Source organism: Emcibacter sp. SYSU 3D8 (assembly GCF_039655875.1).
Classification (GTDB): Bacteria; Pseudomonadota; Alphaproteobacteria; order SMXS01; family SMXS01; genus RI-34.
The window spans coordinates 202963-227263 of sequence record NZ_JBBYXK010000005.1; the positions used below are offsets into that span (position 1 = coordinate 202963).

Annotated in this window: 26 protein-coding genes; 16 read left to right on the top strand and 10 right to left on the bottom strand. The window is 64.4% G+C overall.

All coding sequences use genetic code 11. From position 1 onward, the window contains the following. Positions 1–7: 7 nt before the first annotated feature. On the bottom strand, positions 8–820 hold the full coding sequence (locus WJU21_RS16970; RefSeq protein WP_346324651.1) for a Crp/Fnr family transcriptional regulator: 813 nt from the start codon (positions 818–820) through the stop codon (positions 8–10). A 110-nt stretch (positions 821–930) separates the two neighbouring features. Between WJU21_RS16970 and WJU21_RS16975 the strand changes: the two genes are divergently transcribed. Then, positions 931–1155: a hypothetical protein gene (locus WJU21_RS16975; RefSeq protein WP_346324652.1), complete on the top strand. Its 225-nt coding sequence runs from the start codon at positions 931–933 to the stop codon at positions 1153–1155. A 60-nt stretch (positions 1156–1215) separates the two neighbouring features. Further along, positions 1216–1638: a cupin domain-containing protein gene (locus WJU21_RS16980; RefSeq protein ID WP_346324653.1), complete on the top strand. Its 423-nt coding sequence runs from the start codon at positions 1216–1218 to the stop codon at positions 1636–1638. A gap of 38 nt (positions 1639–1676) precedes the next feature. On the opposite strand, the gene WJU21_RS16985 is transcribed toward WJU21_RS16980, so the two are convergent. Continuing rightward, on the bottom strand, positions 1677–1871 hold the full coding sequence (locus WJU21_RS16985) for a ferredoxin (RefSeq protein ID WP_346324654.1): 195 nt from the start codon (positions 1869–1871) through the stop codon (positions 1677–1679). Between the two features lie 5 nt (positions 1872–1876). Next, on the bottom strand, positions 1877–3172 hold the full coding sequence (locus WJU21_RS16990; RefSeq protein ID WP_346324655.1) for a cytochrome P450: 1296 nt from the start codon (positions 3170–3172) through the stop codon (positions 1877–1879). A 214-nt stretch (positions 3173–3386) separates the two neighbouring features. Here WJU21_RS16990 and WJU21_RS16995 point away from each other — a divergent pair, with 214 nt between their 5' ends. The 3 genes from WJU21_RS16995 (at position 3387) to WJU21_RS17005 (ending at position 5656) form a co-directional block, all read left to right on the top strand. Beyond that, entirely contained in the window at positions 3387–4223 is an 837-nt protein-coding gene (locus WJU21_RS16995; RefSeq protein WP_346324656.1) for an SDR family oxidoreductase, read from the top strand. A 12-nt stretch (positions 4224–4235) separates the two neighbouring features. Beyond that, positions 4236–4694: a nuclear transport factor 2 family protein gene (locus tag WJU21_RS17000; protein WP_346324657.1), complete on the top strand. Its 459-nt coding sequence runs from the start codon at positions 4236–4238 to the stop codon at positions 4692–4694. A gap of 170 nt (positions 4695–4864) precedes the next feature. Further along, the gene (locus tag WJU21_RS17005; protein WP_346324658.1) at positions 4865–5656 is read left to right on the top strand and encodes a DUF2189 domain-containing protein; all 792 of its coding nucleotides are present in this window, start codon (positions 4865–4867) and stop codon (positions 5654–5656) included. A gap of 200 nt (positions 5657–5856) precedes the next feature. Here the strand turns inward: WJU21_RS17005 and WJU21_RS17010 are convergent, their stop codons facing one another. Beyond that, entirely contained in the window at positions 5857–6456 is a 600-nt protein-coding gene (locus WJU21_RS17010; protein WP_346324659.1) for a CVNH domain-containing protein, read from the bottom strand. Between the two features lie 208 nt (positions 6457–6664). On the opposite strand from WJU21_RS17010, the gene WJU21_RS17015 reads away from it, so the two are divergent. Next, positions 6665–6850 carry a CsbD family protein gene (locus WJU21_RS17015; protein ID WP_346324660.1) on the top strand — a complete coding sequence of 62 codons (186 nt, stop codon included), beginning with the start codon at positions 6665–6667 and terminating at the stop codon, positions 6848–6850. Positions 6851–7109: 259 nt separating this feature from the next. Here WJU21_RS17015 and WJU21_RS17020 read toward each other — a convergent pair whose 3' ends face one another. From WJU21_RS17020 to WJU21_RS17030, 3 genes are all read right to left on the bottom strand, one after another. After that, positions 7110–7490: a DUF6481 family protein gene (locus tag WJU21_RS17020; protein ID WP_346324661.1), complete on the bottom strand. Its 381-nt coding sequence runs from the start codon at positions 7488–7490 to the stop codon at positions 7110–7112. A gap of 124 nt (positions 7491–7614) precedes the next feature. Beyond that, positions 7615–7938 (bottom strand): STAS domain-containing protein, encoded by a 324-nt coding sequence (locus tag WJU21_RS17025; RefSeq protein ID WP_346324662.1) that lies wholly within the window; start codon positions 7936–7938, stop codon positions 7615–7617. A 33-nt stretch (positions 7939–7971) separates the two neighbouring features. Then, positions 7972–8820 (bottom strand): GPP34 family phosphoprotein, encoded by an 849-nt coding sequence (locus WJU21_RS17030; RefSeq protein WP_346324663.1) that lies wholly within the window; start codon positions 8818–8820, stop codon positions 7972–7974. Positions 8821–8959: 139 nt separating this feature from the next. Here WJU21_RS17030 and WJU21_RS17035 point away from each other — a divergent pair, with 139 nt between their 5' ends. The 10 genes from WJU21_RS17035 to WJU21_RS17080 all read left to right on the top strand — a co-directional run bounded on the left by WJU21_RS17035 (position 8960) and on the right by WJU21_RS17080 (position 20996). Continuing rightward, positions 8960–9664, top strand: coding sequence for a hypothetical protein (locus tag WJU21_RS17035; RefSeq protein ID WP_346324664.1), 705 nt, complete (start codon positions 8960–8962; stop codon positions 9662–9664). Beyond that, positions 9661–11268, top strand: coding sequence for a Na/Pi symporter (locus WJU21_RS17040; RefSeq protein WP_346324665.1), 1608 nt, complete (start codon positions 9661–9663; stop codon positions 11266–11268). The genes WJU21_RS17035 and WJU21_RS17040 overlap by 4 nt, the downstream gene beginning before the upstream one ends. Further along, positions 11265–11708 (top strand): ATP-binding protein, encoded by a 444-nt coding sequence (locus tag WJU21_RS17045; protein WP_346324666.1) that lies wholly within the window; start codon positions 11265–11267, stop codon positions 11706–11708. Before WJU21_RS17040 ends, WJU21_RS17045 begins: the two co-directional genes overlap by 4 nt. Positions 11709–11775: 67 nt before the next feature. Further along, on the top strand, positions 11776–13827 hold the full coding sequence (locus tag WJU21_RS17050) for a methyl-accepting chemotaxis protein (RefSeq protein WP_346324667.1): 2052 nt from the start codon (positions 11776–11778) through the stop codon (positions 13825–13827). 4 nt (positions 13828–13831) lie between these two features. Continuing rightward, positions 13832–14287: a chemotaxis protein CheW gene (locus WJU21_RS17055; protein ID WP_346324668.1), complete on the top strand. Its 456-nt coding sequence runs from the start codon at positions 13832–13834 to the stop codon at positions 14285–14287. Next, a complete protein-coding gene (locus WJU21_RS17060; RefSeq protein WP_346324669.1) occupies positions 14284–15450 on the top strand; it encodes a CheR family methyltransferase in 1167 nt (388 codons plus the stop codon). The genes WJU21_RS17055 and WJU21_RS17060 overlap by 4 nt, the downstream gene beginning before the upstream one ends. Then, entirely contained in the window at positions 15447–16091 is a 645-nt protein-coding gene (locus WJU21_RS17065; RefSeq protein ID WP_346324670.1) for a chemotaxis protein CheW, read from the top strand. The genes WJU21_RS17060 and WJU21_RS17065 overlap by 4 nt, the downstream gene beginning before the upstream one ends. After that, positions 16088–18838, top strand: a complete 2751-nt coding sequence (locus WJU21_RS17070) for a hybrid sensor histidine kinase/response regulator (RefSeq protein WP_346324671.1) — start codon at positions 16088–16090, stop codon at positions 18836–18838. The genes WJU21_RS17065 and WJU21_RS17070 overlap by 4 nt, the downstream gene beginning before the upstream one ends. After that, complete coding sequence (gene cheB, locus WJU21_RS17075) at positions 18835–19854, top strand: chemotaxis-specific protein-glutamate methyltransferase CheB (protein WP_346324672.1); 1020 nt, start codon at positions 18835–18837, stop codon at positions 19852–19854. Before WJU21_RS17070 ends, cheB begins: the two co-directional genes overlap by 4 nt. Next, a complete protein-coding gene (locus WJU21_RS17080) occupies positions 19851–20996 on the top strand; it encodes a SpoIIE family protein phosphatase (protein WP_346324673.1) in 1146 nt (381 codons plus the stop codon). Before cheB ends, WJU21_RS17080 begins: the two co-directional genes overlap by 4 nt. A gap of 69 nt (positions 20997–21065) precedes the next feature. Here the strand turns inward: WJU21_RS17080 and WJU21_RS17085 are convergent, their stop codons facing one another. The 3 genes from WJU21_RS17085 to WJU21_RS17095 are packed head-to-tail and all read right to left on the bottom strand — an operon-like array spanning position 21066 to position 24111. Continuing rightward, positions 21066–21518 carry a GNAT family N-acetyltransferase gene (locus tag WJU21_RS17085; protein WP_346324674.1) on the bottom strand — a complete coding sequence of 151 codons (453 nt, stop codon included), beginning with the start codon at positions 21516–21518 and terminating at the stop codon, positions 21066–21068. 21 nt (positions 21519–21539) lie between these two features. Continuing rightward, on the bottom strand, positions 21540–22856 hold the full coding sequence (locus WJU21_RS17090; RefSeq protein ID WP_346324675.1) for an Hsp70 family protein: 1317 nt from the start codon (positions 22854–22856) through the stop codon (positions 21540–21542). Between the two features lie 55 nt (positions 22857–22911). Beyond that, a complete protein-coding gene (locus tag WJU21_RS17095; RefSeq protein ID WP_346324676.1) occupies positions 22912–24111 on the bottom strand; it encodes an acyl-CoA dehydrogenase family protein in 1200 nt (399 codons plus the stop codon). Between the last annotated feature and the right edge of the window lie 190 nt (positions 24112–24301).

Below are 24301 nucleotides of genomic sequence, written 5' to 3' on the forward strand. Positions count from 1 at the left end.
GCCGAGCCTATTTGCCGTTGCCGTTGCCGTTCCTGAACTTGAGCCGGCGCGGATAGGCATCCAGATGAAGATACGAGGGATCGAAGTCGCATAGCTCAACCAGAGCCTCGATGTCGGTCAACTCGATCCATTGTCCGCTGCGCCGGATCATGCCTTCGTCGCGGAACCGCTTCAGCGTGCGGTTAACGTGAATCGATGTCAGACCCAGGGCGTCACCAATCAGCGACTGCGTCATCGGCAGGCGAAATCCGTCGCCGGCACCCTCGTCGACGATCAGCGCCCTGCGGTGCAGTTCCAGCAGGAAATGGGCAGTCCGTTCACCCGCATTGCGGCGGCCGTTCCGCACAATCTGCTCGCGGAGCATCGCCTCCTCCTGCACCGCCGCCCACCACAGCGCCTGCGCGAGGCGGCCGGACAGATTGAAGATATTGAGCAGGTCTTCGGCCTTAAAGGTCTTCACCGTCATGTCGGTAATGGCCGTCACCGAATGATCTGCCTCGGCCGCGATGAAGACCTGAAGATCGAAAATATCTCCCGGCAACAGGACGTTGAGCACCTGACGCCGGCCATCGGACAGCAGGCAGTACCGGATCGCCCAGCCCGTCTCGACGACGAACCCATAGGTCGGCGCATCACCGGAGACGATGAGGTCGGTCCCGCGCGGCGCCTCCATGATGCGGCCGGGCATATCCAGCAATGGCTTCGCGGTTTCTTCGTCGAGATCGCAGTAGTAACGGAGTCTCTTCAACAACATCACCAGACCATATCTGTTGCAGGAAATCGTCTTTGAATGGCGGTAGCCGTGACGGCCGCTCTGCAAGTGCCGCGCTGTTGCAAACGAAATCCCTTGTCCTGTGTTCCCCTGATGGGTGGAACCCCGCGCCGTCCCCGGCCGTTGGCAACCTATCGAACCACCAAAGGAGCGAGCTTATGGACAAGTGGAAGAACCAGGGTGAAGGCGACAATGAAAGCGCCCGCAAATACAATGAGGAAACCGAGGCCTTCGCCAAATCCGGCAAGGTCGGCGAGGCCGCAAAGGATGCGGAGCGGGCCCTGGAAGGCGGCGAGCGCGACGAGCTGATCGAGGCCGAACAGGCCGGCAAGGCACGCTCGAAAGGTGAGGATCCGCAACTCGACAAGAAGGCAAAGGACTAAAGCCTTTTCCCTAAAGGCGTATTAGCCGATGTTAGAGGCTAATGACCTGGAGGGATAAGAATGAAGTCTATTTCTGTACTGATTGCGGCCGGTGCCGCGATCCTGTTCACCACCGGCGCGCAAGCGCTGGACAAACTCGGTTACCCGGCCCGGGAACTCCTGGTAACCAGCACCGATGTGCTGGGACAGCCTCTGGTCTTCCCGACCGGGACCGTGAAGATCACGTCGGCGATCATTACGATCCAGCCCGGCGGCGCAGGCCAGCTTCACCGGCACGATGTGCCCATGTACGCCTATATCCTGCAGGGCGAAATAACGGTGGATTACGGGCCGCATGGCACCAAGGTGTACCGTCAGGGCGAGGCGATCATGGAGGCCGAACATGTGCCGCACAAAGGCATGAACACGGGCGATGAGGCCGCTTCGCTGCTCGTCGTCTATATGGGCGTGGATGGCATTGCCAACGCAACGCCGGTCAAGTAAGCGGAAACCGGCGGCGGCTAGCCGCCGCCGGTTTCGCCCTACTCCTCGACGGTAATTGCCCCGGTGGGGCAGACTTCGATGGCTTCCATGGCCTCGTGACGCAGCGCGTCCGTGGTCAGATCCTCGACAAGGATCTTCGGAAAACCGTTATCGGTTCGCTCGAAAAGCGCCGTGTGATTGTAATAGCACTCGCCCGCCTTTTCGCATTTCTTGTAGTCGACCCTGAGTTTCATGGCGGTCACTCGGGATCGAATTCCAGCCACAACTCGGGCGGTGAGCGGAAGCCTCCGGAATCGATGTTCGGCGAGTAGATGCCCGCATGTTCCTTGAACTTGGGCCGCAGATTCTTCAGGGACTTGGCGAAATAGGCGCACGCCAGAACCGCCTCCTGCCGCGCCATGGCATAGCCCATGCAGAAGTGCTGCCCCATGCCGAAACCGAGATGGCCGGGCTTGCCGTCCTTGTAGCGGCCCGAGCGGTTTTCACGGCCCATATGCAGATCGTCACGGAATGCATCGAACGTATCCGGGTCCTTGAACACCCGCTCGTCCCGGTTGCCTGCGCCAAGATAGATCAGCACCATGGCGCCCTTCGGGATCACCTCGTCATACAGCGCCATCTCATTGACGGTGCGGCGTCCCTGGGTATGCACGACCGGGTCGTAACGCATCATCTCGGTGAACACGTTCTCCCAAAGCTCGGGATTCGCCTTCACCTGGTCGAACTGGTCCGGCCGTGTATACATCATGTGATACATCATGTTGGCGATGGCCTTGTCGGTGGTGTCGCCACCGGCGGCGAGCAACAGGGCGACGAAGCCCTTGATCTCGTCCATGTCCATCTTCACGCCATCGAGTTCGGCCGCGATGATCCGCGACAGCAGATCCTCGCCCGGGGTCTTGCGCCGTTCGTTGATCAGCGGCTCCAGATACTCCCACATCTCGTTGCGGGCGGCGATGCCGCGCGCCAGATGCTCGCCGCCGAAGCCGAGGCCGGCGATCAGCGCCTGATACCAGCCGACGAACATGTTCTCGTCCTCGCGCGGCAGGCCCAGCATGTTGGAGATGACCCGGATCGGGAACTGGTGGCTGAACTGGGTCACCACCTCGACTTCGCCATCCTTGCGGAACTTGTCGATCAACTCGCGGGCGATCATGTCGATCACCGGCAGGAAGTCGTTCAGCTTCTGGCCGACGAACTGGCCGGCGATGACGTTGCGCAACCAGCGATGCCGGTCGCCGCGGCCATATTCCAGGATGTTCGGGCCGAACACATGGCGCGAGCCAAACTTGTAGGGACCATCTTCCTCATAGATGCCGCGGGTATAGGCTTCGCTGTTCTGGAACACGGCGTCTACGTCCCAGTAGCGGCTGATCACCCATCTGTTGTGAAAACGGTCGTGGTAAATCGGGTGATGATCGCGCAGGCGCTTGTACAGCGGGAACGGATCATGCTGGAAACCAGGCGCATCGAATTCACGAGGGTCGATCTCGTTCTTCAAGCGGTCCTTGATCATTTCTTCGACGGCCGACATGTGCTCTCCCCAGCCACATTGCGTCACACCCCATGGGCGACGCCTGACGTAAGCAAATGCTAACGCAACGCCCGCCGGCCTTACAAGCACGTATGAAGGTGAATAATACGAATCAAAATTCAGGCGTGATTGTCTGTATGGAGCAACGGCTGTGGCGGCGCGTGCGGATGCCCCCTATCATCGCCCGCAACGGACGCAAACGGGGAGATGCGGGATGAGTAACAACGGAATGGGACGCCGTGACCTGCTGAAGGGAGCGGCGATCGCGGCGGCGGCGACCGCCACGCTGGCGACGGGCACGGCCAGGGCCGCCACTGCCGGACGCTTCGAGGGCAAGACCGTGCTGATTACCGGCGGCACCTCGGGCATCGGTGCAGCAACGGCAAAGGCCTTCGCCGCCGAGGGCGCCAAAGTGGTGATCTGCGGCCGGCGGGAGACGCTGGGCAAGAAGACCGAGGCAGCGATTCGTGCCGCGGGCGGCAATTGCACCTACATTCAGGCCGACATACGCGAGGAGCCGCAGGTGGCGGGCCTGGTGGATGCGACCGTGAAGCTGCATGGCGGCATCGACATCGTCCACAACAATGCGGGTATCGAAGGTCCGTTCCGGTCTTTCACCGAGTCACCGCTGGACGGCACCATGGGGTATCACGACACCATCCGCACCAATCTGGACGGCGTGTTCTATGGCATCCGCCACGCGTTGCGGGTGATGCTGCCGAAGAAGGCCGGCGTGATCGTCAACACCGCCTCGATTGCCGGCAGCAACAGCCTGGCCGGCAATCCTACCTACGCCGCCAGCAAGCATGGCGTGATCGGCCTGACCAGATCGGCGGCGAAGGCCCACACGAAAGACGGCATTCGAGTCGTCTCGGTCTCGCCGGGCGCAGTGGATACGCCGCTGCTGCGGCGCGCCCTGGGCGGGAATATGCCTGCCGGCCGCATCGGCAAACCGGAAGAGATCGCCGCCCTGGTGCTCAATCTGGCAGCGCCGGAATCCGCCTATATCAGCGGCGCGGACTTTACCATCGACGGCGGCGCGACCGCCTAAGGGAGACCAGTCATGACCGATATCGAGACGCTGCTTGCCATCGAGGAAATCAAACAGCTCAAGGCGCGGTATTTCCGCTCGATCGACACCAAGGAGTTCGACACCCTGCGCACCGTGTTCGCGCCGGACGCCACCTTCGATTTCCGCGAGGCGCTGCGCGACCCGGTCCTGGGGACGCCAGAGGGTGTCACCGAGCATGAGCCGGTCTCGGGACTGGAAAACATTGTCAGCTATATCGGCGGCGCCCTCGCCACCGCACAGAGCGCCCATCACGGTCATACGCCCGAGATCGAGCTGCTGTCCGACACGACCGCGCGGGGTATCCATCCCATGGAGGACACCGTACTGAACGGTTCGTTCTTCTTCCGCGGATACGGTCATTACCGCGAGACCTATGTGAAGCTTGCCGATGGCTGGCGCATCCATACCTCGCAGCTCACCCGCCTGCTGGTCAGGGTCGAGAGCCGCTGACAGCACGTCAGGCTAGGCGCGAGACCGGCGGGTCAACGTGACAACCCTCGGAATCCGGCGTATCCTCAATCCGTTAATTGCTCGAGGTTCTGACGGTTCGTCAGCCATTTGGGGCAGCGGTTGACGGCATCGTCCTCCTCGTTCGCGTGTACGAAATGGGGAACGGAACGATGATGGACATGACCAGCACGGCCGCCGACTACGACGCGCCTGGCATCAACAAGATTACCTTCAGGGATCTGAAGGACGCGCTTGCCGAGGGCTACGCGGACTATACCGACAACCGCACAGACGTTCTTTTCCTGTGCCTGATCTATCCGCTGATCATGTATGTGGCAGTGCGCATGGCGTTCGGTTATGGCGTGCTACCGCTGATCTATCCGGTTTTTACCGGCGCGGCGCTGCTGGGACCGGTTGTTGCGGTCGGCCTCTATCATGTGAGCTGGCGGCGCGAGCAGGGTCTCGAAACCCACTGGCGCGATGCGTTCAGGGTATTCCAGCACCATTCCATCGGCAGCATCGGCCTGATGACCTTGATCCTGGTGGGCCTGTACTGCGCCTGGCTGATGGCCGCCATCACCATCTATGAATTCACCCTTGGCAAAGGCGCGGTCTGGTACCTGTCGCCAGCGGAATTCGTCCGCGAAGTGCTGACCACATCGCAGGGCTGGACGCTGATCGTGGTGGGCAACACCGTGGGCCTGATATTCGCCCTCATTGCCTTGTGCATCAGCATGGTGTCGTTCCCCATGCTGGTCGACAAGAATGTCGGTCCCATCAACGCTGTCGTCACATCGGTCCGCGCGGCATTTGCAAACCCCGGCCCCACCCTGGCATGGGGCCTGATCGTCGCATTGTTGCTGTTCCTGGGGTCGCTGCCGTTCTTCCTGGGGCTGGCCGTGGTGATGCCCGTACTGGGCCACGCGACCTGGCACCTTTACCGCAAAATGGTCCGGCACTGACGCGGGAGCCGTCCAAGGCCATAGACGGTCAACTGAGGCGAAAGCCGTCAGCGGCTTCGCGATATTGCCCAGCCTTGGCCCAAATACAGCCATAGGTTGCGGCGATATTCCCTCCTGTTGGCCTCGTCAGCCCGGTCGTGTGTTCGGATTTCAGCCCCCAAGCCCTCTCCGAACACGCGGCCGGGCACTTCGAACGAGAGCTAGCGCCACCTGAATTCCAGAATCACCCCGGCGCGCGAATCGCAGCGGAACGGCATGTCGTGCGACTTGCGGCTTTCGCGGTGCTCACTGGCCAGAACGATCCCCTTTACCTTGATCCGGCCTGCATCCTTGCGGTCGATATCCTCGATCCGCAGCAGCCTGGCATAGCCCGCGCCGCCACGATAGGCTTCGCGCACCGCCCGCTCGATGCAGACATCGACGGCGACATCCTTGGGCCGGCTGCCGGGAATGCCCCCGTGACCGGCCACAGCCTGGCCGGCCGGCTGGGTGGCCCGCTGATCATAGCCTGCGCCGGCAAATCCCGGACCGCCGTGGCTCTGGTCGGCGACGCAGACCAGTTCGCCATCGATATTGGCGAGTTCCCCCCAGCAACGGTCCAGCTCGAATGACGTCCTGCGCCACTCACCCTGGCCGTCGAGGCACCGGGCCTGGATTCGGACAGAATCGCTGTCCCGGTCCTTCAGCTTGATGTCCTTGCAGCTGTCCCGATAGCTGCCGATGGGAATTGCCCCGGCTGGCGCGGCCAGCCCGAGACACAACAATGCGCACCAGATCCCTGGCAGGTACTTGAATGGCATGAGACCCCTTCCCCTCACTCTTCTTAGGAAATTGCGGTTACGCGGCGCCGCGCAAGCAAATTCGGCCTGAAAATCGAGGACGTTGCCCGAGGGCGCTTCAAGTGGAGCGACAAATACGCGCGGATTCCCGGGGATTTCAGGGAACTGAACAGCCACCGGGCCGTTGAAGAAGGACTAACTCCTCCCCACCCCGCGAAAGGAACGTTCTATGGGTAGCACCGCTGACAAGGTCAAAGGCACCGCCAACGAAGCCGCCGGCAAGGCGCGCCAGGCCGCTGGCCGCGCAACGAATTCGCCGAAGACGGAAGCCAAGGGTGTCGCACAGGAAGCCAAGGGCAAGACCCAGAAGGCTGTGGGCGAGACCAAGGATGCCATCAAGAAGGCCACCAAGTAGCGGCCTGTCGCTGGCTGCTTGATGCGCCTCAGAGAAGCGGTCCCCTGACCCCCGGGGGGCCGTTTTTCGTATGAAAAGGATAGCCGGCCCTCACGCGGACACAGCGATGCGGGGTTCTGTCCGGCCGCATGCATGGGCATCCGACCTCACGGTCGCCCCACGCATCGTCAACCAACCGGATGGCCTTTCCGGGGTAGCCAATCTCGCATCGCCGCCGAATTCCCCGCACGAAGGCGATCGGCGGCAGAAGAATGCGCCCTTACCTCTTGCGCGCCTTGCGAGCGGCATAACGCGCGTCGCGCTTGGCTTTGCGCTCAACCTCCATCTCGGCTTCGCGGGCAGCCTTCTCGACCAGTTCGCGTTCCTTGCGGGCGATCTCGGCGAGATGCGCCGCTTCGCGCTCGGCGGCATTGCGCTTGGCCTCGGCCTCGCGGCGTTCCTTGTCGGCGGCGCGCTTGGCGCGCTTCTCCGCTTCGCGCTTCTCGCGCTCCTCGGCCGCAACCTTCCTGGCAGCCTGCCGTTCGGCGAATGCCGGATCGTTCACCGGATTCTTGGCTTTCGCCCGTTCGAGCAGCGCCTGCTTTGCCTTGGCCTGTTCGCTCAACCGGTCATTGAAACTACCGGTTTCCTTACCCTTCATGTATCTGAACCTTCACTACCGTGCGCCGTGATGGACGCCCTGCCTGTATAGAACAGGGTGTTTACGACCGAATCGATGGCCGAGTCCAGATTCCAGGTGGGTTGGCGCGGCGTTTTCGGCGAAATCAGGCCAGCGCCGCATCCAGTGTGGGGTGCATATCGATGATCTTGGAGAAGCCGCTGACCGTGAAAACCTCCTGCACGCCCTGGGTCAGCGAGCACAACACGATCTTGCCACCCTTGGCCTTGGCGGCCTTGGCAGCGCTGAGAAAAACGCGCAAACCCGCCGACGACACATAGGTCAGCTTCGCACAATCGATAACGACCACGGTGCTCTGGTCGACAAGCGGCAACAGCGCGCTCTCGAAAGCCGGAGACGTCATGCTGTCGATCCGGCCTTCCGGGCGGACGACCAGCTTATCGCCAATGGTTTCGTGGGTGATTTCCATGATGTTCCCCTTGAATTCAGACTCGTGCAGTGATCAGAGCGGCGCCATGAACAGGATCGGCGACGCAGTCCGGATGTCGGAGATCACGGCGGATACGGCCTGGGCGATCAATTCGAGGTTGCCAACTTCCTGGATGCGTGCGGAAAGCCGTTCGATTTCGGCCGGCGACATGAACAATTCCAGGATGCGTGTCTCGTAGGCCAGACTGATCAGCGCCACATCCTCGGAACTGGGAATGTCGTCGCTCATCAGCACGGAAAGAATTCGCAGCTTCGCTTCCTGCTGGATGACGCTGCTGAGCGGCGGATAGCGGCGACTCTTCAGCACCCACAGGAAGGATTCATCCTTCTTGGCCAGAATGCCCTTGTCGACGAGGCTCTGGAGGGCGGCGGCGTGAACCTCCCGCGCCACTTCCATCACATCATAGACAGCCGTCTGGATAGGCATCTTCTCGCCCTTGCCGGCGAGGTATTTGAGCGCCATGTCGAGATGCGCCTCGCCGGTCGGCTCCTTGTTGACAATAAAGAGTTCGCTGACGTCGTTGTCGATGCGGCTGCGAAACGCAAGGTCGATAAGGCTGGCGCCCGCGACGGCGGCGCGCACCGCCAGCTCCTCGCTCCAGCGCAGCAGCTTCCCCTCATCGTTCACAGTCAGAAGGATGATCTCTTCGCATACAGTAATGGACATGGACCGCCCCTGAATCAGAAATGCTTCAGGCAGATCGAATGCCGAAAGCGCATGCTGGACTCCCCGCCCGGCGGCTTGTTTCACCGCCAGCCAGACACCGGAAGACGTTAGCCGCTTTTGCCCGTAAAGAGAACCGGGCTTTTGGCCACGAGCGGTCGACCGGCGCAGGTCTGCCGTCCCGGCGACAGGCGACATAAATTCGTTGTTATAAAAAGTCTTGGGGCACTACCCTTACCTGTTGCCTGAAGCATGCATGTTGTCATTGGGAAAACCGGCGATGTCCGGGGACCGGAGGGGCGGGCCCGTTGGAACCGGAAGCAGGGGGGAAACCAGCATGAGCGTCCACGCATCCCAGTCGCCGGCATTGCGGGCGCGCCTCCGGCGGAGCCTGATCCAGCTAGGCAGTCTGCTTGCGATCGCTCTTGTCGTGGTGGGCGTCTTCGCCATGTTCTCGGTGTGGTCGCTCAACCGTGCTCATCTCGCCAATGAGGCCGTGGCGTCCCAGTTCCTGTTTGCGCTCGATGACGGACGCTCGGCCCAGACCCATTTCAAAATCCAGGTGCAGGAGTGGAAGAACATCCTGCTGCGTGGTTCGCAGGAGCAGGACTACACGCACCACTTCGATGCATTCGAACACGAAGAGTCCGAGGTCCAGACTCGCCTCGCCAGCCTAGAAGAGCGAGCCCGGGGAGTCGATCTGCCGCAACTCGCCTCGACCGCGCAAGACCTGGCCGATGAGCATCGATCGCTCGGCGAAACCTACCGCAATGCGCTGGAACGCGGCAGGCGTATGGCGTGGGATCCTTTTGCCATCGACCAGCAAGTCCGCGGAATCGACCGCAGCCTGAATGATGGCCTGGACCAGGTGGCCGAAGCGCTGCTGTCGGCGACGGCCGAAAGGCGCACAAACGCCGCACGGCAGGAACGGGGCCGCTACCACGCGCTGCGCGACTTCATGGGCTGGAGCGTCGCCGGCGCCATCGCCATGGTCGGGCTGGTGCTGTGGACCGCGCTGCGCCGGAGAACGGGGCAGGCATGAGCGCCGCCCCCTCGATCATCGCCGGCTTCGGCCTGTTCTTCGTCGGCATTCGGCTGATCGGCGACCACATGCAGCAAATGGCGACCCGGCGGGTACGCCAGTATCTGGGCAAGGCGATGCTGAGGCCGGGCGTGGCCCCGCTTGCCGGATTCGGTCTTGGCGCCCTGGTCCAGAGCACCACCGGGGTGACGTTCATCGTCATGAGCCTGCTGGCGTCGGGATTGCTGGCCATGGCCCCTGCCATGTCGGTGTTGGCATGGTCGAATGTGGGCACATCGGTGCTGGTCGTCCTGTCCACCTTCAACCTCAAGACGATGGCGCTTTACCTGCTCGGACTGATCGGCCTGTCCTACTTTCAGGGCTACGACAAGGCGCCGCGCACCAAGCATCTGGTCACCGCCGCGCTGGGCGTCGCGCTGCTCTTCCTGGGGCTTTCCCTGGTCAAGGACGGCGTCGAGGGTGTGCGCGGCGATCCGTGGGTCGAGGAATTCGTGCTCTTCGCCGGCGAGAGCGGCACCATCGCGCTGCTCGTCGGGCTGGTGCTGGCGGTGGCGGCACAATCGTCGGCAACCGTGACCATCCTGGGCCTGCCGTTGGTCAGCGCCGGTATTCTGGACGAGCCCCAGATGATCCTGATCGTCTACGGCGCCAGTGTCGGCTCGGGCCTTGGAGTCATGCTGCTGTCGTCGAACCTGGACGGCACCGCACGGCAACTGGCGCTATTCCAGTCTTGCCTGAAGCTGCTGGCGGCAGCGGTGTTCGTGCCGCTGCATCTGATCGAGCAGGCTTGGCATGTCCCGCTGGTGCAGGCTGGCGCCCAGGCTCTCTCGTCCTCATCCGACACACGCATCGCGCTGGTCTATGTCCTGTTCCAGATCGGCGCCGCGCTGCTGGGATGGATATTCCGGGCGCCGCTGGCCCGGATGCTCGCCGCGCTGTCGCCGCCGACCGAACAGGAAACCCTGATGCGCCCCCAGTTCCTGTTCGACGAGGCCATCGGCGATCCGGACACGGCACTGGCGCTGGTCGACCGCGAGCAGGCACGGTTGCTGTCATTCCTGCCGGCCTATCTCGACGGCGCCCGCCCGGAAAGCGAGCGCTCGGCGGACGCCCTGCCGCTTGCCACAAGGCACGGCGCCAGCACGGCGGTGGCGGACGAAACCGACATATTCCTGTCCGAGGTGCTGGCGGCCAATCCGGGCTATGACGGCGTGGACCGCGTATTCGAGGCGCGATCGCGGCTGCATACCCTGCAATCACTCCAGACCTGCCTCCACGATTTCGCCCGTCATGCGACCGGCCTGTCAGTCGGCAGCGACCATTCCCTGGGCACCAGTCTCGTGGAATCACTGCACTTGCTGCTGACGATGGTGGCCGAAATCAGCCAAACCGGCGATAGTGTCGACCGGGCGCTACTGGACGAACTCACCTCGGATCGGTCGGACATGATGGACGGGATCAGGAAACAGCTTCTGGGGGAAGCCTCCACCGCCTCGGTCCGCGAGGCGTTCCTGGTCGCGACCATGCTGTTCGAGCGTGCGGTCTGGCTGGTGCGCGAGTTACGGCTGGCGACTGCCGAAGACGTGGCGGAGCCGGCGCGATGAGCCTGGAATTTTCAACGACAATGGCCAACGACATGGCGGATCTGGGGCGGCTGCCGCCCGAGATCGAAGCATTCGCCGAACGGGCCGATCTGCCGGCGGACGTGGCCATGCATATCGACCTCGTCCTCGACGAGTTGCTCGTGAACACCATCAGCTATGGCTTTCCGGATGGGCGCCCCGGCAAGATCACGGTACGGATGCGCGTGGAAGACGATGTCGTCATCGTCATCGAGGACGATGGCGATGCCTTCGATCCGCTCGGCGCACCGCCGCCCGACGTCGAGAGCGACCTGGAGAACCGGCCCGTCGGAGGGCTGGGCGTCCATCTCGTCCGCACCATGATGGATTCGGTCGACTATCAGCGCATCGACGGTATCAACCGCCTTACACTCACCAAACAGCTTCCAAGGTCAGGCCAGCACCATGCAAGCAATACCTGAGACGCCACGCAAAGGACCCCGCTGGGATTGGCTCGGCCGCCTGGGAATCAGGGGCAGACTGGCGTTGATGGGCCTACTGCCGATGTCGCTCCTGCTGACGCTGCTGGTGGTGGTGCAAGGCTGGATGCTGTTCGAGGCCTACCGCAAGGGCGGCGAGGATTTGCTCAGGCTGGAAGTACACGAAGTGTCGATGATCTATGACGGCTACGCGCAGGTCGCCAACACGGTGCCTCATGTGCTGGCGCTGGCGCAGGAGAACGGCCTGTTCGGCAGGCGGCGTGAGTCCCTGCAATTGCACCGGGCGGTTGTCGCAGCATTTCCCGATTTCGTCGGCAGCGCGCTGTCCTATGAACCCGATGCCGACAATCAGGATGCCGCCTTCCTGGCATCCGCCTCGGACCTCGAGAAGCGGGCGCTCGACGAGAACGGGCGGCTTATCGCCTATTGGTATCACGACGCACGGGACGGCGACGCGATCAAGCTGGCGCCGCTGAGCGGATTGGACACCAGCTACTATTACCGCGGCGTGAAGAACCGCTTCGACAACCTTCCCGAATCCTCGGGTGTCGCCATCGACGGCGGATTGAGCAAGCTGTGGCGTGATCCGGTGCCCGGCGGCACCAGCCCGATCCGCCCGATGATCACCGAGCCCTACATGTACGAGGGCAAGCTGATGGTGGAGCACATTTTCCCTATCACCCGCGACGGCAATTTCCTGGGTGTCGCCACGGCCGACCGGTCACTGGACTGGATCGAGGGAGACCTGAAGAAGCAACGGCGGTACGAAGGCGGCGAGTTCATCGTGATCAGTGAACGGGGCCGTATCATCGCCGATACGTCAAATTCGACGTTGCGCACGCAGAAGATCGAAGACACGCCCCGCGCCCGAATCCTGGAAGCGGTTTATGCGGGCAAGGACCGGTATCTCAGCGTCGACCAGGACCCCGTGACCGGAGAGAGCGCCTATTTCGCCGCGGCCAGGATTCCAAGCAATGGCTGGCGCCTCGTCATGGTCGTGCCGCAGTCCGAGGTGCTTGCACCCGCCTGGCACGGCGTCCGCATCTCAATGCTGATCGCCGGTCTGGGCGCCGTTGCGCTGATCTTGCTGGTGGCCAGCCTGATCAACAATGTGGCGAGGCGGATGGGTGTCGCGGCCGCCGCCGCCGAGCGCGTGGCCCAGGGCGACCTGACGGTTGCCGTGCAAGCCGGAGGAAACGATGAATCCGGGCGGCTGCTGACGGCGGTGGGCACCATGGTGTCATCGCTCACCAGTCTGGTGCAGCGGATCAAGCTGGCCAGCGTGCAACTGGTATCGACGGCAACCGGCGTCGCGGCCATCTCGCGGGAGCAGGAAGGCAATGTGACCGATCTGGGCGCATCCTCGAGCCAGATCGCTGCGGCCGTACGCGAGATCGGCGCCACGTCGGTCGAGCTGTCGAAGACCATGGGCGAGATAACCGATGCCACGGAAGCAACGGCAAGTCTTGCCGGCCAGGGCCAATCGTCGCTGGCGAGCATGGAGCAAGCCATGGGCGGCCTGGGTCAGGCAACCTCGACGATCTCGGAAAAGCTGTCGGTGATCAGCGACCGCGCCACCAATATCGGCAGCGTGGTCACCACCATCACCAAGGTGGCGGACCAGACCAACCTGCTGTCGCTGAACGCCGCCATCGAGGCCGAGAAGGCCGGCGAGGCAGGCCGTGGCTTTGCCGTCGTCGCCCGCGAGATCAGGCGGCTCGCCGACCAGACCGCCGTCGCGACCCTGGATATCGACAATCTGGTGCGCGAGATGCAGTCCGCGGTCTCGAGCGGCGTCATGGAAATGGACCGCTTCACCGAGGAGGTGCGCCGAAGCGTGGCGGATGCGGGCGCGGTAGGCGAGCAGTTCGCCGCCATCCTGGAGCAGATCCAGACATTGTCGCCCCGGCTTGCGGCCCTGCATGACGGCATGCAGAGCCAGAATGTGGGCGAGCAGCAGATCAACGAGGCCATGCTGCAGCTCGTCGACATCGCGCGCCGGTCGGCGGATTCACTGCAGGATTTCCACCAGTCGGCCGATCAACTCAACGCTGCCGTCGCGTCGCTGGAATCCGAGCTGGGGCGGTTCAAGACAGAGTAGGCACATGCTGGCGCTGCTATTCCGATTGGGAACCGAGCAATTCGCGCTGGATCTGGCGGGGCTGACCGCCATCCTGCCGAATTCACGGATCAACCCGATCCCCTATGCGCCACCGGAGATCTGCGGCGAGTTCAACTGGCGCGGCCGCATGGTGCCGGTGATCGACCTGCGCCAGATGTTCTTCGGCGAGTTTTGCGAATGGCACCTGACAACACGGCTGATCGTGTTCCGCTGGCAGGGCAAGACCCATCGCGGCAACGTGGCGCTGCGCGCCGAAGGCATCACCGACACCATCGAATATCGTCCATCCGACCTGCAAAAGCCCTCGGTCGCCCATCCCGAACGGCCCGGCGTGCTGGGCACGTTGATTGCCAACGGCAAGGTGGTCCGGTTGATCGAACCGCAGGCGCTGGTGTGGGATTCATTCCACGACGTGCTGTTCCGCGAGACCACCTCATGACTGCCTCCCGCGATGCCGAGGTGCTGGGAACCGTACGCACGCTGCTGCACGACACGGCAGGCCTGGATGCGCAGGTGATGACCGAAAGCTGGCTCGGGTCGATCATCGACCACCGGCTGCGCCAGCGCGGCATGGACTGCGCGCCGTGGCTGGCAAGCCTGGGCACGGACAGGGCCGAGCAGGCCGCGCTGGTCGAGCGGGCGCTGGTCCACGAAACCTGGTTCTTCCGCGACGTGACGCCGTTCGATTATCTGATGGATATGGCCCGCAAACACTGGCTTCGGCGCAGCGCCGCCAATCCGGTGCGGATCCTGAGCGCCCCCTGTGCCAGCGGCGAGGAAGCCTGGTCCATCGCCGCCGCGCTGCTGGCGGCGGGCATGGCGCCCGGAACCATCGCCGTGGAGGCCATTGATCTGAGCGGCGCCATGGTGCAGACGGCGCGCACGGGCGTCTATGGCCCGCGCAGCCAGCGCAATCACCACGCCGGTATGCTGCAGCCCTACACAGAGAGCCTGCCCGGCGGCGGCGTGCGCATGGGCCGGCTGATCCGCGGCTGCGTGAAATTTTCGCCGATGAACCTGCTGCATCTGCCGCAAGGCAGGACATACGATGCCGTCTTCTGCCGCAACGCCCTGATGTACATGCACGAGGCGGCGCGGCGGCGCATTGTCGCATCGATCAGCGCCTCGCTGGCGCCCGGCGCACCCCTGTTTGTCGGCCATGCCGAGGCGGCCATGCTCATGGGCATGGGATTTCGGGCGACCGGACCTAGCCGCGCGTTCTGCGTGACGGCGCCAAACGGCGCGGCGGCCCCGGTCCCCTGCGTGCCGCCGCGCGCTGCCGCAAAGCCCGCCGCCGCACCGGCAAGGAGGCCGGCGCCAAGGCCGGATGAACCGAGACCGGAACCCGATCTCGCGTCCCTGCTCGATGAGGCAAAAAAACTGGCCGACAGCGGCGCGCTTGCCGAGGCCATGATCCCATTGCAGCGCCTGCTCGGGACCAATCCCATGTGCGCGCAGGGTCATGCCCTTGCCGGCCTGATCCTTGCCGCCCGCGGCGACAAGACCGGCGCGGTCCGGCACTTGCGCAAGGCGCTGTTTCTCGACGCCACGGACGAGGCCAGCCGGGTCAGCCTCGACCACCTGCTGGGCGGCCGATCATGAGCGTGCCCTGCTGGCGGGATATCGGGATCGAGGGCGACCGCTCCTGCCCGGAGCTGAAACTGCACATCCATTGCCGCAATTGCCTGACCTTCGTCGACGCCGCCCGCGAGTTTCTCAACCGGGCGCCGGAAGAGGACTACATCGACGAAGTCACCGGCCTGAACACCAACATGTCAAGCGGTGCGCTCCGTGACGATGGCGTGCCGATCATGACGTTCCGGCTGGGGTCCGAATGGCATGGACTGCCGGTGCGGGTAATCGAGCAGATCCATCCGGTCGCCCCGATCCGGCGGGTGCCGCACCGGAGCAATCCCGGATTCCTGGGCCTGACCTCCATCGAGGGACAAATCGAGGTCTGCATGTCGATGCATGCGGTGCTGGGGGTCGAGGGCGACGCTGCGCCCGCCACGGGCATCCGGCGCTGGCTGATGCTGAAGCTGGGCGGTGAACGCTGGGTGGCGCCGGTGGATGAGATCATGGGGGTGGTGCGGGTCGACCGGAAAAGCATCCAGCCGCTTCCCGCCACGCTGGAGCGCTCGCCCGATCCGGCCAGCTCGGGCGGCTTCGCCTTGGACGACCTGCGCGTCTCGCTGCTGGCGCCCGATCCGCTGCTGCGCCGGTTCAAGGCCAGCCTGGCATGAGCATCGAGGTCGACACAGAATTGCTCGACATGTTCCGCGCCGAAGTGGAGGAGCAGATCGCCGTCCTGCAGGACGCCATCGTCGCCCTGGACGCGGGCGGCGATGCGGCGCAGCACCTGGGCACCTGCATGCGTGCGGCCCATTCGCTGAAGGGCGCGGCCCGGATCGTCGGAATCGATCCAGGGGTTCAAATCGCCCATGCCATGGAAGATGCATTCGAGGGCGCCCGCAAGGGCCATCTGGTGCTGAACGCGGATCATATCGACCGGCTGCTGGCGGCGGGCGACTACCTTGCCCATCTGGGCAAGATCGACATTGCTGCCCTGCCCGCCTGGCTGGATGCCGAAGGCGATGCCATTGCCGCACTGGTCGGCGAACTTGAGGCCATCGGCGGCACCGGCGATGCCGCGCCCGAGCCAGTCCCACAGCCGCGGCCGCAACCGCCGCCGCAGCCGGTAGAGGAGCCGGCATCCGCTCCCGCTATACAGGTCGATGTGGAATTGCTCGAGATGTTCCGGGCCGAGGTAGAGGAGCAGATCGCCGTCCTGCAGGATTCGGTTGTGGCGCTCGACGCCGGCGGCGACACGGCCCAGCACCTCACGTCCTGCATGCGGGCGGCCCACTCACTGAAAGGCGCCGCGCGCATCGTCGGCATCGATCATGGCGTCCGGCTCGCCCATGCCATGGAAGACGCCTTCGAAGGCGCGCGCCAGAATCGCCTGGTACTGGATGGCGACCATATCGACCGGTTGCTGGCGGCCGGTGATTATATCGCGCATCTGGGCAAGATCGACCTGGCAGCCCTACCCGCCTGGCTGATCACCGAAGGAGACGCCATCGCTGCCTTGATCGGCGAGTTGGAGATGCTCGGCAAGGGCGGGCAACCGGCGCCTGCTTCCGCGCAGCCGGAAACGCCGCAACCGACGGCAACGGCCGAGCCGGCGCCAATCCAGCCGGCGGTACCGCTCCAGACCGATACCAGGCCGGTGGCCGACGCCAGCAACGCCGAAGCACGGGCCATGCAGTCGGTGAAGGTGAGCACCGAGACGCTCGCCAAGTTCATGGGTGTGTCGGCACAGGTGCTGATCGACGCCAAGCGGCTCCAGAGCACCGTGGACTCACTGCAACAGGTGCGCCGCCGCCTTGCTGGGCTGGAGCGGGCGCTGGGCAGCGATTCCGGCACGGGAATCAACCGGACTTCGGCCAGCGATCTGGTGCGCCAGGAACTGGCGGCACTGCGCGACGACTTTGCCGAGCGCATCGATGAATTCGAGACCCAGACTGGCCGGTCGCTGGTCAATGCCGACCTGCTTTATGGCGAAGTGCTCCGCAGCCGCATGCGGCCCTTTTCCGACGTGGTGGGCGGCTTCCCCAGGCTGGTGCGGGACGTGGCGCGGCAACTCGACAAGAAGGCGACTCTGGAGATCGTCGGCCGCAATACCGAGATGGACCGCGATATCGCGGGCGCACTGGATGCGCCGCTGGGCCATTTGCTGCGCAACGCCGTCGACCACGGCCTCGAGATGCCCGACATCCGCCGCGCTGCAGGCAAGTCGGAAGAAGGCACCATCTTCCTGGAAGCCAGGCACCGCGGCGGCGCGCTGGTCGTGACCGTCAGGGATGACGGCAGGGGAATCGATGTCGAACGGCTGCGGGTCAAGATCGTCGAGAAAGGGCTGGTGGATGCCGAAACCTCACGCACGCTGAGCGACGCGGAAACGCTGGAATTCCTCTTCCTGCCCGGCTTCAGTACCGCGGCGCAGGTTACCGATGTCTCGGGACGCGGGGTCGGACTGGACGTGGTCCAGTCCACCGTCCAGCGAGCGGGCGGCATGGTCCACGTCACCTCGGTACTGGGTCAGGGCACCACGTTCGAGTTGCAGATGCCGGTGGCGCGCTCGGTGGTGCGCGCCCTGCTGGTCACGATCGGCGGCGCTCCCTGGGCGCTGCCGCTGGCCCGGATCGACGAGATCCGGGAGGTGGATGCCGCCGGCGTGCGCATGATCGAAGGCCGGCGGGTGATCGACGTGGAAGGCGCCGATGTGGGCGTGGTGTCGCTGGCGGAGGTGCTGGAGCTGGACGCCGCCGATACGCGCCTCGACACGATGACGCTGGTGATGATCCGCGAACAGGGACAGCGCTTCGGGCTGGAGGTAGAGGGCGTGGTCGGCGAACAGGAACTGGTCGTGCGCCCGCTCGACCCGCGACTGGGCAAGGTGCCGGACGTGCTGGCCTCATCGTTGCTCGACAACGGCACGGCGGTGCTGATCCTCGACCTCGAGGACCTGGTGCGCTCGGTGGACAGCCTGCTGGCCCAGGGCAGGCTGCGCGGCAGCCGCCGCAGCCTGGCCGACGCGACGCGGCGCGCGCGGCACATCCTGGTGGTGGATGATTCCCTCACCGTGCGCGAGACCGAACGCAAGCTGCTGGAGCGGGCCGGCTATCTGGTCGATGTGGCGGTGGACGGTGTTGCCGGCTGGAACACGCTCCGGCTGGGCAATTACGACCTGCTGCTGACCGACGTGGACATGCCCCGCATGACCGGGATCGACCTGACACGGGCCGTGCGCGACGACGCGAGACTGCGTGACCTGCCCGTCATGATCGTATCCTACAAGGAGCGCGAGGAGGATCGCCGCGCTGGTTTCGAGGCCGGCGCCGACCGTTACATCACCAAGGCGAGCTTCCGCGACGACAGCCTGCTCAAGGCCGTCGAGGAATTGATCGGCGGGCCGTGGGCCGAATGAGGATCGGGATCGTCAACGATGTCATGATGGCGACCGCCGCGCTGCGCCGGGTGGTCACGGCGACGCCCGGCTGTACTGCCGCGTGGACCGCGGCCAATGGCGCCGACGCGGTACAGAAGGCGGCCGCGGATCCGGTCGACCTGATCCTGATGGACCTGATCATGCCGGTCATGGACGGTGTCGAGGCAACCCGACGGATCATGAAGGAATCGCCCTGCGCCATTCTGGTCGTCACCTCCACGGTGACCGGCCACCTGGACATGGTCTATGACGCCATGTCGCATGGCGCGCTCGATGCCATCCAGACGCCGGTCCTGGGCCTGTCCGGCGCCATCGACGGCGCGCGGCCGCTGCAGGACAAGATCGCCATCGTCGGCAAGCTGCTGCGCAAGCCCGCCCCCAGCGCCGTCTCACAAGGCGTGGCGCAGGCCGCGTTGCCCGGAGAGCCGCCGCTGATCGCAATCGGCGCCTCGACCGGCGGGCCGCACGCGGTGTCGGAGATATTGCAGGCCTTCCCGGCCGTCTTCGCCGCCTCGGTGGTCATCGTCCAGCATGTGGACGAACATTTCGCGGCGGGACTTGCCGAGTGGCTGACAAGGCGCTGCAATCGGGCGGTTCGACCCGCCGTGGAGGGCGACCGGCTGAGCGCCGGGCAGATCGTCATCGCCGCCGGGCCGGAACATCTGGTGATCGGCCCAGGCGGCCGGCTGAGCTACACGCCCGAGCCGCGCGATTCTTCGTACAAGCCATCGGTCGATGCGTTCTTCCGCAGCGCGGCGCGGCGGCGCGGTTTGCGCGGCTGCGGCGTGCTGCTGACCGGCATGGGCCGCGACGGCGCCGAGGGCCTGCTGGCCATGCGCAAGGCTGGCTTCCACACCATCGCCCAGGATCGCCAGACGTCGGTGGTATGGGGCATGCCCAAGGCCGCCGCCGAGAACGGCGCGGCCGCCGACGTCCTTGCCCTTCCCGCCATCGGTCCGCGTGCCGTGGCCGTCATAAAGGAACTGAGCCCATGAGCGACCCGATCCGGGTGCTTCTCGTCGACGACCAGCGACTGGTCAACGCGGCCGTCGCCTCCATGCTGCGACCCGAAGGCGACATGGAGCTGAAATGGTGCGGCGAAGGCGCCAGGGCGCTTGAGACGGCGCGGGAATTCAAGCCGCATGTAATCCTGCAGGACCTGGTGATGCCGGATGCGGACGGGCTGGACATCGTCACCGCCCTGCGCGCCGACCCCGAGTTGCTGGACATTCCGCTGGTGGTGCTGTCGGCCAATGACGACGCAGCGATGAAGGCCGAGGCGTTCACCCGAGGCGCCAACGATTACCTGGTGAAGCTGCCGGCCGCCGTCGAACTGGTCGCGCGCATCCGCTATCACGCCCGCGGCTATCTGGCGCTGCTGGAGCGGAACGCGGCCTATTCGCGCCTGCACGCGGAACTGCAGGAGGCGGCGGCCTATGTGCGCTCGATCCTGCCGCCGCCGATCACCACGCCGATGGCGACCGGCTGGACCTTCGTGCCGTCGAGCTCGCTGGGCGGCGACGCGTTCTCGTATCACTGGCTGGACAACGACCATTTCGCGCTCTATGTGCTCGACGTCTGCGGCCACGGCGTCGGCTCGGCGCTGCTGAGCGTATCGGCGCTGAACGCGCTGAGTGCCCAGGCGCTGCCCGGCATCGACTTCCTGGCGCCCGATCGGGTGCTGGAGGCGCTGAACGATGCCTTTCCCATGGAGCGCCAAAACAACCTGTATTTCACCATCTGGTACGGCGTGTACGAGGTCTCGACCCGGACCCTGAGCTATGCCGCCGCCGGTCACCCGCCCCCCATCCTGCTGGCCCCGGGCGAGCCGCCCAAGCAGCTGCAGGGCGTCGGTCTGCCGATCGGCACGTTCGAGGGCCTGGACTACGACAATTTCTCGACCACGGTGCCGCCGGGCTCGAAGCTCTACCTCTACAGCGACGGCGTGTTCGAAGTGGAGAAGAAGGACAATGCCGGCATGCTTCCCTTCGAGGAGTTCATCGCCATCCTCACCAGCCTGACCCACGACAGTTGCCAACAGAGGGTCGATTGCATCATCGAAACGGTGCAGGAGATACAGGGCAAGCTGGCGTTCGACGACGATTGTTCGCTGGTGGAGTTCGTGTTCGAGGGTTGAAACCCATAGTCGTCATGCCGCCCTTCGCCGGGATGACGGCTGTGGGTTGGAGCAGTGCCGCGACGCGCTTTACAACTTGAGCTTGTAGCCCTCATGCGTGGCCTCGAATCCGAGCCGCTCGTAGAACCTGTGGGCATCGCGCCGGGACTTGTCGGTCGTGAGCTGAACGATCCGGCAGCCCTTTTCCCGGCAGCGGCCGATTGCCCATTCGATCATCGTCCCGCCCAGACCGGCATCGCGGTGGTCCTGGCGGATGCGGACCGACTCGATCTGGCCGCGCCAGGCGCCCGTCAGGGCCAAGCCGGGAATGAAGGACAGGTGCAGTGTGCCGACAACCGACTGGTCGAGCAAGGCGACGGCAAGGAACTGGTTCTGGTCGGCGCTGATCGCGTTGAAAGCCGCGATATAGGCGGGATTCAGAGGCTCGGACGCATCCTCCCGCGTGCTGCCGATCGGATCGTTGGCGAGCATCGCCACGATGTCGGCAAGATGATGCCTTTTTGCCTTTTCGACCCTGATCATGCGGCGTGATCCTGCCTGGGGTTAGGTTTCGAGATCGACAATCCGGTCGGTCATCAGCGCGGCGCCGTCGTCATCCTGCCCGATCAGCGCCAGGCCCTTGGCGATGGAGACCAGCTGGTCGCTGCTCTGGATCGCGGCGCCGCCAAAGCGATGCTCGAACAGTGCACGGACGGCCGGCACGAACGAGGTGCCACCGGTGAGAAACACGATGTCGACGGCCGCCGCGTCCAGGTTGGCCTGCTGCAGCGTCTGGTCGATCAGGGCGTCGAGCTTCGTCATGTCCCGGTCGATCCAGGACTCGAACGCGCGCCGCGTGACACTGGATTCGACACGGGTGCCATCGAAGCGCAGCTGAAACATGGCTTCCTCCTGCGAGGACAGGTCGCGCTTGGTCTTCGCGATGGCGTCATGGAGATCGACGGCGGCTTCCGAATCGATGAACCGGATGAGTTTGTCGATCCGGTCCGGCGCATGGCTGTAGCGCTTCAGGTCGACGATCTCCCGGTATGTCTTGTTGGCGCGCAGACTGTAGATCTCGTTCCAGCGCGCGAGCCTTGTGTAATAGCTGATGGGAAACGGCAGGGTTTTTCCCAGGCTGTCATAGTCCGACCCCTTGCCCAGCGCGGGCGAGACGATCCTGTCGATGATCCGGTAGTCGAACCGGTCGCCCGCGATATCGAGGCCGCAGGATGCCAGCGGCTCCATGGCCATCCCGTTGCCGCGGGGCGCCAGCCGGATGATCGAGAAATCGCTGGTGCCGCCGCCCAGATCGGCGACGAAGACGTTGGCTGTCTCGGTGAGGTCGCGGACGAAATAATAGGCGGCCGCCAGCGGCTCGAAGACGGTGCGCATCTCGGAAAAGCCCAGCGCCTTGAGGGCGGCGCCATACCGCTTGATCGCCAGATCGTCGCTGGCATTCAGCCCGGCGAAGCGGATCGGCCGCCCGATGACGATGCGTTTTGTGTCCCATGAACCAGCCGCATCGCCATGGGCGCGCATGGACGACAGGAAGGCGCGCATCAGGTCTTCGAAGCCATATTGTGCGCCGTAGACCTGGGTATTTGAAAAATGCGGATTGCCGGCGAAGGTCTTGATCGACTTCAGGAAGCGGCAGTCCGGTTCGTTCTGGGTGAAGGCATCGATGGCCCATTGGCCGCCCTCGACGAGAGTTTGCGCCCTGCCCCGTCCGCTCTCTTCCTGCCAGAAGGTCAGCAGGGACGGGAAAATCCGTTCCTCGCCCTCGGGCCGGTCGAACGACACGGTGTGGATGCCGCCATCCTCGCGCAGCACGCAGGCGACGGAATTGGTGGTGCCGAAATCGAGGCCGATCGATTGCATTGCCGGTGACGCGCTTCTGAGTGGGCGCCTTCAATAGCAGCGCCGGCGGCAAAGGTCACGGCAGTCGCAGCACCTGCTTGGCGATGACGTTCTTCTGCACTTCGGTGGCGCCGCCATAGATGGTCTGGGCGCGGGTGAACAGGTAATTGGCGACGGATGGCGAGATCCAGTCCGGGATGCCGGAATTGGAATTCCAGTCCGGACGGCTGCGGTCGGTGACGAACTGGGCGCTGTAGAGGCCGCCGAGTTCCAGGAAAAGCTCGGTCACCTGCTGTGCCCGCTCGGTGGCCATGATCTTCAGGATCGAGGATTCATTGCCCGGCGCCTCGCCCGACGATAGCGCCGCGATGGCCCGCAGCACGGTCATCTCCAGCGCGGCGAGCGCCACGTCGGCCTCGGCCAGCTTCCGGGTGAACTCCGGGTCGTCGGCCAGCGTTCCGCCATCTGCCGTGACGGTGCGGGTGAGTTGCTTGAGGCGCGCCATGTCCATCTTCTTGCGGGCCACATGAGCATAGGAGGTGCGCTCGTGGGTCAGCAGGTACTTGGCATAGTCCCAGCCCTTGTTCTCCTCGCCGATACGGTTTTCCACCGGCACGCGGACATCCTCGAAGAACACCTGGTTGAGGTAATGGCCGCCGTCGATGCCGATGATCGGCCGCACGGTGATGCCCGGCGTATTCATGTCCATGCACAGGAAAGTGATGCCCTGCTGCGGCTTTCCCTCGGTCGAGGTGCGCACCAGGCAGAAGATCCAGTCGGCGTAGTGGGCCTGCGAGGTCCAGATCTTGACACCGTTCACCACATAATCGTCGCCGTCGCGCACCGCGCTGGTCTGTAGCGAGGCCAGATCCGAGCCGGCGCCCGGTTCGGAATAGCCCTGCGCCCAGAACACGTCGCTGGAGAGAATCCCCGGCAGGAAGCGCTGCTTCTGCTCCGGGCTGCCAAAAGAGTAGATCACCGGCGCCACGTAGAGCAGGCCCATGGGCACGACCGACGGCGCGCCGGCCCGCTCGCGCTCTTCGTCGAAGATGTATTTCTGGGTGACGGTCCAGCCGGTGCCGCCATATTCCTGCGGCCAGTTGGCGGCGCTCCAGCCTTCGGCGTAATAGGCCTTTTCGGAGCGGACCAGATCGTCCTTGCCCAGCGACTGGCCCCGGCGGACCTTGTCCAAGATATCCTTCGGATAGCGTTGCTCGAAGAAGTCGCGCGCTTCCAGCCGGAACGCCTCGTCCGTGTCCGCGAATGCCAGGTCCATGCTTATCCTCCCCACGATGTTACCGCGCGGGACCATAATAGAACGCTCTGGCGCAAGCACGCGTGAATTTTCCACCCGGTTCAGCCAATGCTGAACACACCAGGATTTTTGCCGCGGCTTGCGGGCGCCAAGGCGATTCCGCCTTGGCTGAAAGCGCACTAGAGTGTGGCCAATTCGAATCCCGGGAGCC

What these genes read in the sequence shown, in the direction of transcription:
- WJU21_RS16975 (WP_346324652.1), top strand. Translation starts at nt 931, where the DNA reads ATGGACAAGTGGAAGAACCAGGGTGAAGGCGACAATGAAAGCGCCCGC.
- WJU21_RS17085 (WP_346324674.1), bottom strand. Translation starts at nt 21,518, where the DNA reads ATGATCAGGGTCGAAAAGGCAAAAAGGCATCATCTTGCCGACATCGTG.
- cheB (WP_346324672.1), top strand. Translation starts at nt 18,835, where the DNA reads ATGAGGATCGGGATCGTCAACGATGTCATGATGGCGACCGCCGCGCTG.
- WJU21_RS16985 (WP_346324654.1), bottom strand. Translation starts at nt 1,871, where the DNA reads ATGAAACTCAGGGTCGACTACAAGAAATGCGAAAAGGCGGGCGAGTGC.
- WJU21_RS17040 (WP_346324665.1), top strand. Translation starts at nt 9,661, where the DNA reads ATGAGCGCCGCCCCCTCGATCATCGCCGGCTTCGGCCTGTTCTTCGTC.
- WJU21_RS17005 (WP_346324658.1), top strand. Translation starts at nt 4,865, where the DNA reads ATGATGGACATGACCAGCACGGCCGCCGACTACGACGCGCCTGGCATC.
- WJU21_RS17070 (WP_346324671.1), top strand. Translation starts at nt 16,088, where the DNA reads ATGAGCATCGAGGTCGACACAGAATTGCTCGACATGTTCCGCGCCGAA.
- WJU21_RS17000 (WP_346324657.1), top strand. Translation starts at nt 4,236, where the DNA reads ATGACCGATATCGAGACGCTGCTTGCCATCGAGGAAATCAAACAGCTC.
- WJU21_RS17080 (WP_346324673.1), top strand. Translation starts at nt 19,851, where the DNA reads ATGAGCGACCCGATCCGGGTGCTTCTCGTCGACGACCAGCGACTGGTC.
- WJU21_RS17010 (WP_346324659.1), bottom strand. Translation starts at nt 6,456, where the DNA reads ATGCCATTCAAGTACCTGCCAGGGATCTGGTGCGCATTGTTGTGTCTC.
- WJU21_RS17020 (WP_346324661.1), bottom strand. Translation starts at nt 7,490, where the DNA reads ATGAAGGGTAAGGAAACCGGTAGTTTCAATGACCGGTTGAGCGAACAG.
- WJU21_RS17030 (WP_346324663.1), bottom strand. Translation starts at nt 8,820, where the DNA reads ATGTCGCCTGTCGCCGGGACGGCAGACCTGCGCCGGTCGACCGCTCGT.
- WJU21_RS17095 (WP_346324676.1), bottom strand. Translation starts at nt 24,111, where the DNA reads ATGGACCTGGCATTCGCGGACACGGACGAGGCGTTCCGGCTGGAAGCG.
- WJU21_RS17015 (WP_346324660.1), top strand. Translation starts at nt 6,665, where the DNA reads ATGGGTAGCACCGCTGACAAGGTCAAAGGCACCGCCAACGAAGCCGCC.
- WJU21_RS17045 (WP_346324666.1), top strand. Translation starts at nt 11,265, where the DNA reads ATGAGCCTGGAATTTTCAACGACAATGGCCAACGACATGGCGGATCTG.
- WJU21_RS17065 (WP_346324670.1), top strand. Translation starts at nt 15,447, where the DNA reads ATGAGCGTGCCCTGCTGGCGGGATATCGGGATCGAGGGCGACCGCTCC.
- WJU21_RS17050 (WP_346324667.1), top strand. Translation starts at nt 11,776, where the DNA reads ATGGGCCTACTGCCGATGTCGCTCCTGCTGACGCTGCTGGTGGTGGTG.
- WJU21_RS16980 (WP_346324653.1), top strand. Translation starts at nt 1,216, where the DNA reads ATGAAGTCTATTTCTGTACTGATTGCGGCCGGTGCCGCGATCCTGTTC.
- WJU21_RS16995 (WP_346324656.1), top strand. Translation starts at nt 3,387, where the DNA reads ATGAGTAACAACGGAATGGGACGCCGTGACCTGCTGAAGGGAGCGGCG.
- WJU21_RS17060 (WP_346324669.1), top strand. Translation starts at nt 14,284, where the DNA reads ATGACTGCCTCCCGCGATGCCGAGGTGCTGGGAACCGTACGCACGCTG.
- WJU21_RS17035 (WP_346324664.1), top strand. Translation starts at nt 8,960, where the DNA reads ATGAGCGTCCACGCATCCCAGTCGCCGGCATTGCGGGCGCGCCTCCGG.
- WJU21_RS17025 (WP_346324662.1), bottom strand. Translation starts at nt 7,938, where the DNA reads ATGGAAATCACCCACGAAACCATTGGCGATAAGCTGGTCGTCCGCCCG.
- WJU21_RS16990 (WP_346324655.1), bottom strand. Translation starts at nt 3,172, where the DNA reads ATGTCGGCCGTCGAAGAAATGATCAAGGACCGCTTGAAGAACGAGATC.
- WJU21_RS17055 (WP_346324668.1), top strand. Translation starts at nt 13,832, where the DNA reads ATGCTGGCGCTGCTATTCCGATTGGGAACCGAGCAATTCGCGCTGGAT.
- WJU21_RS17090 (WP_346324675.1), bottom strand. Translation starts at nt 22,856, where the DNA reads ATGCAATCGATCGGCCTCGATTTCGGCACCACCAATTCCGTCGCCTGC.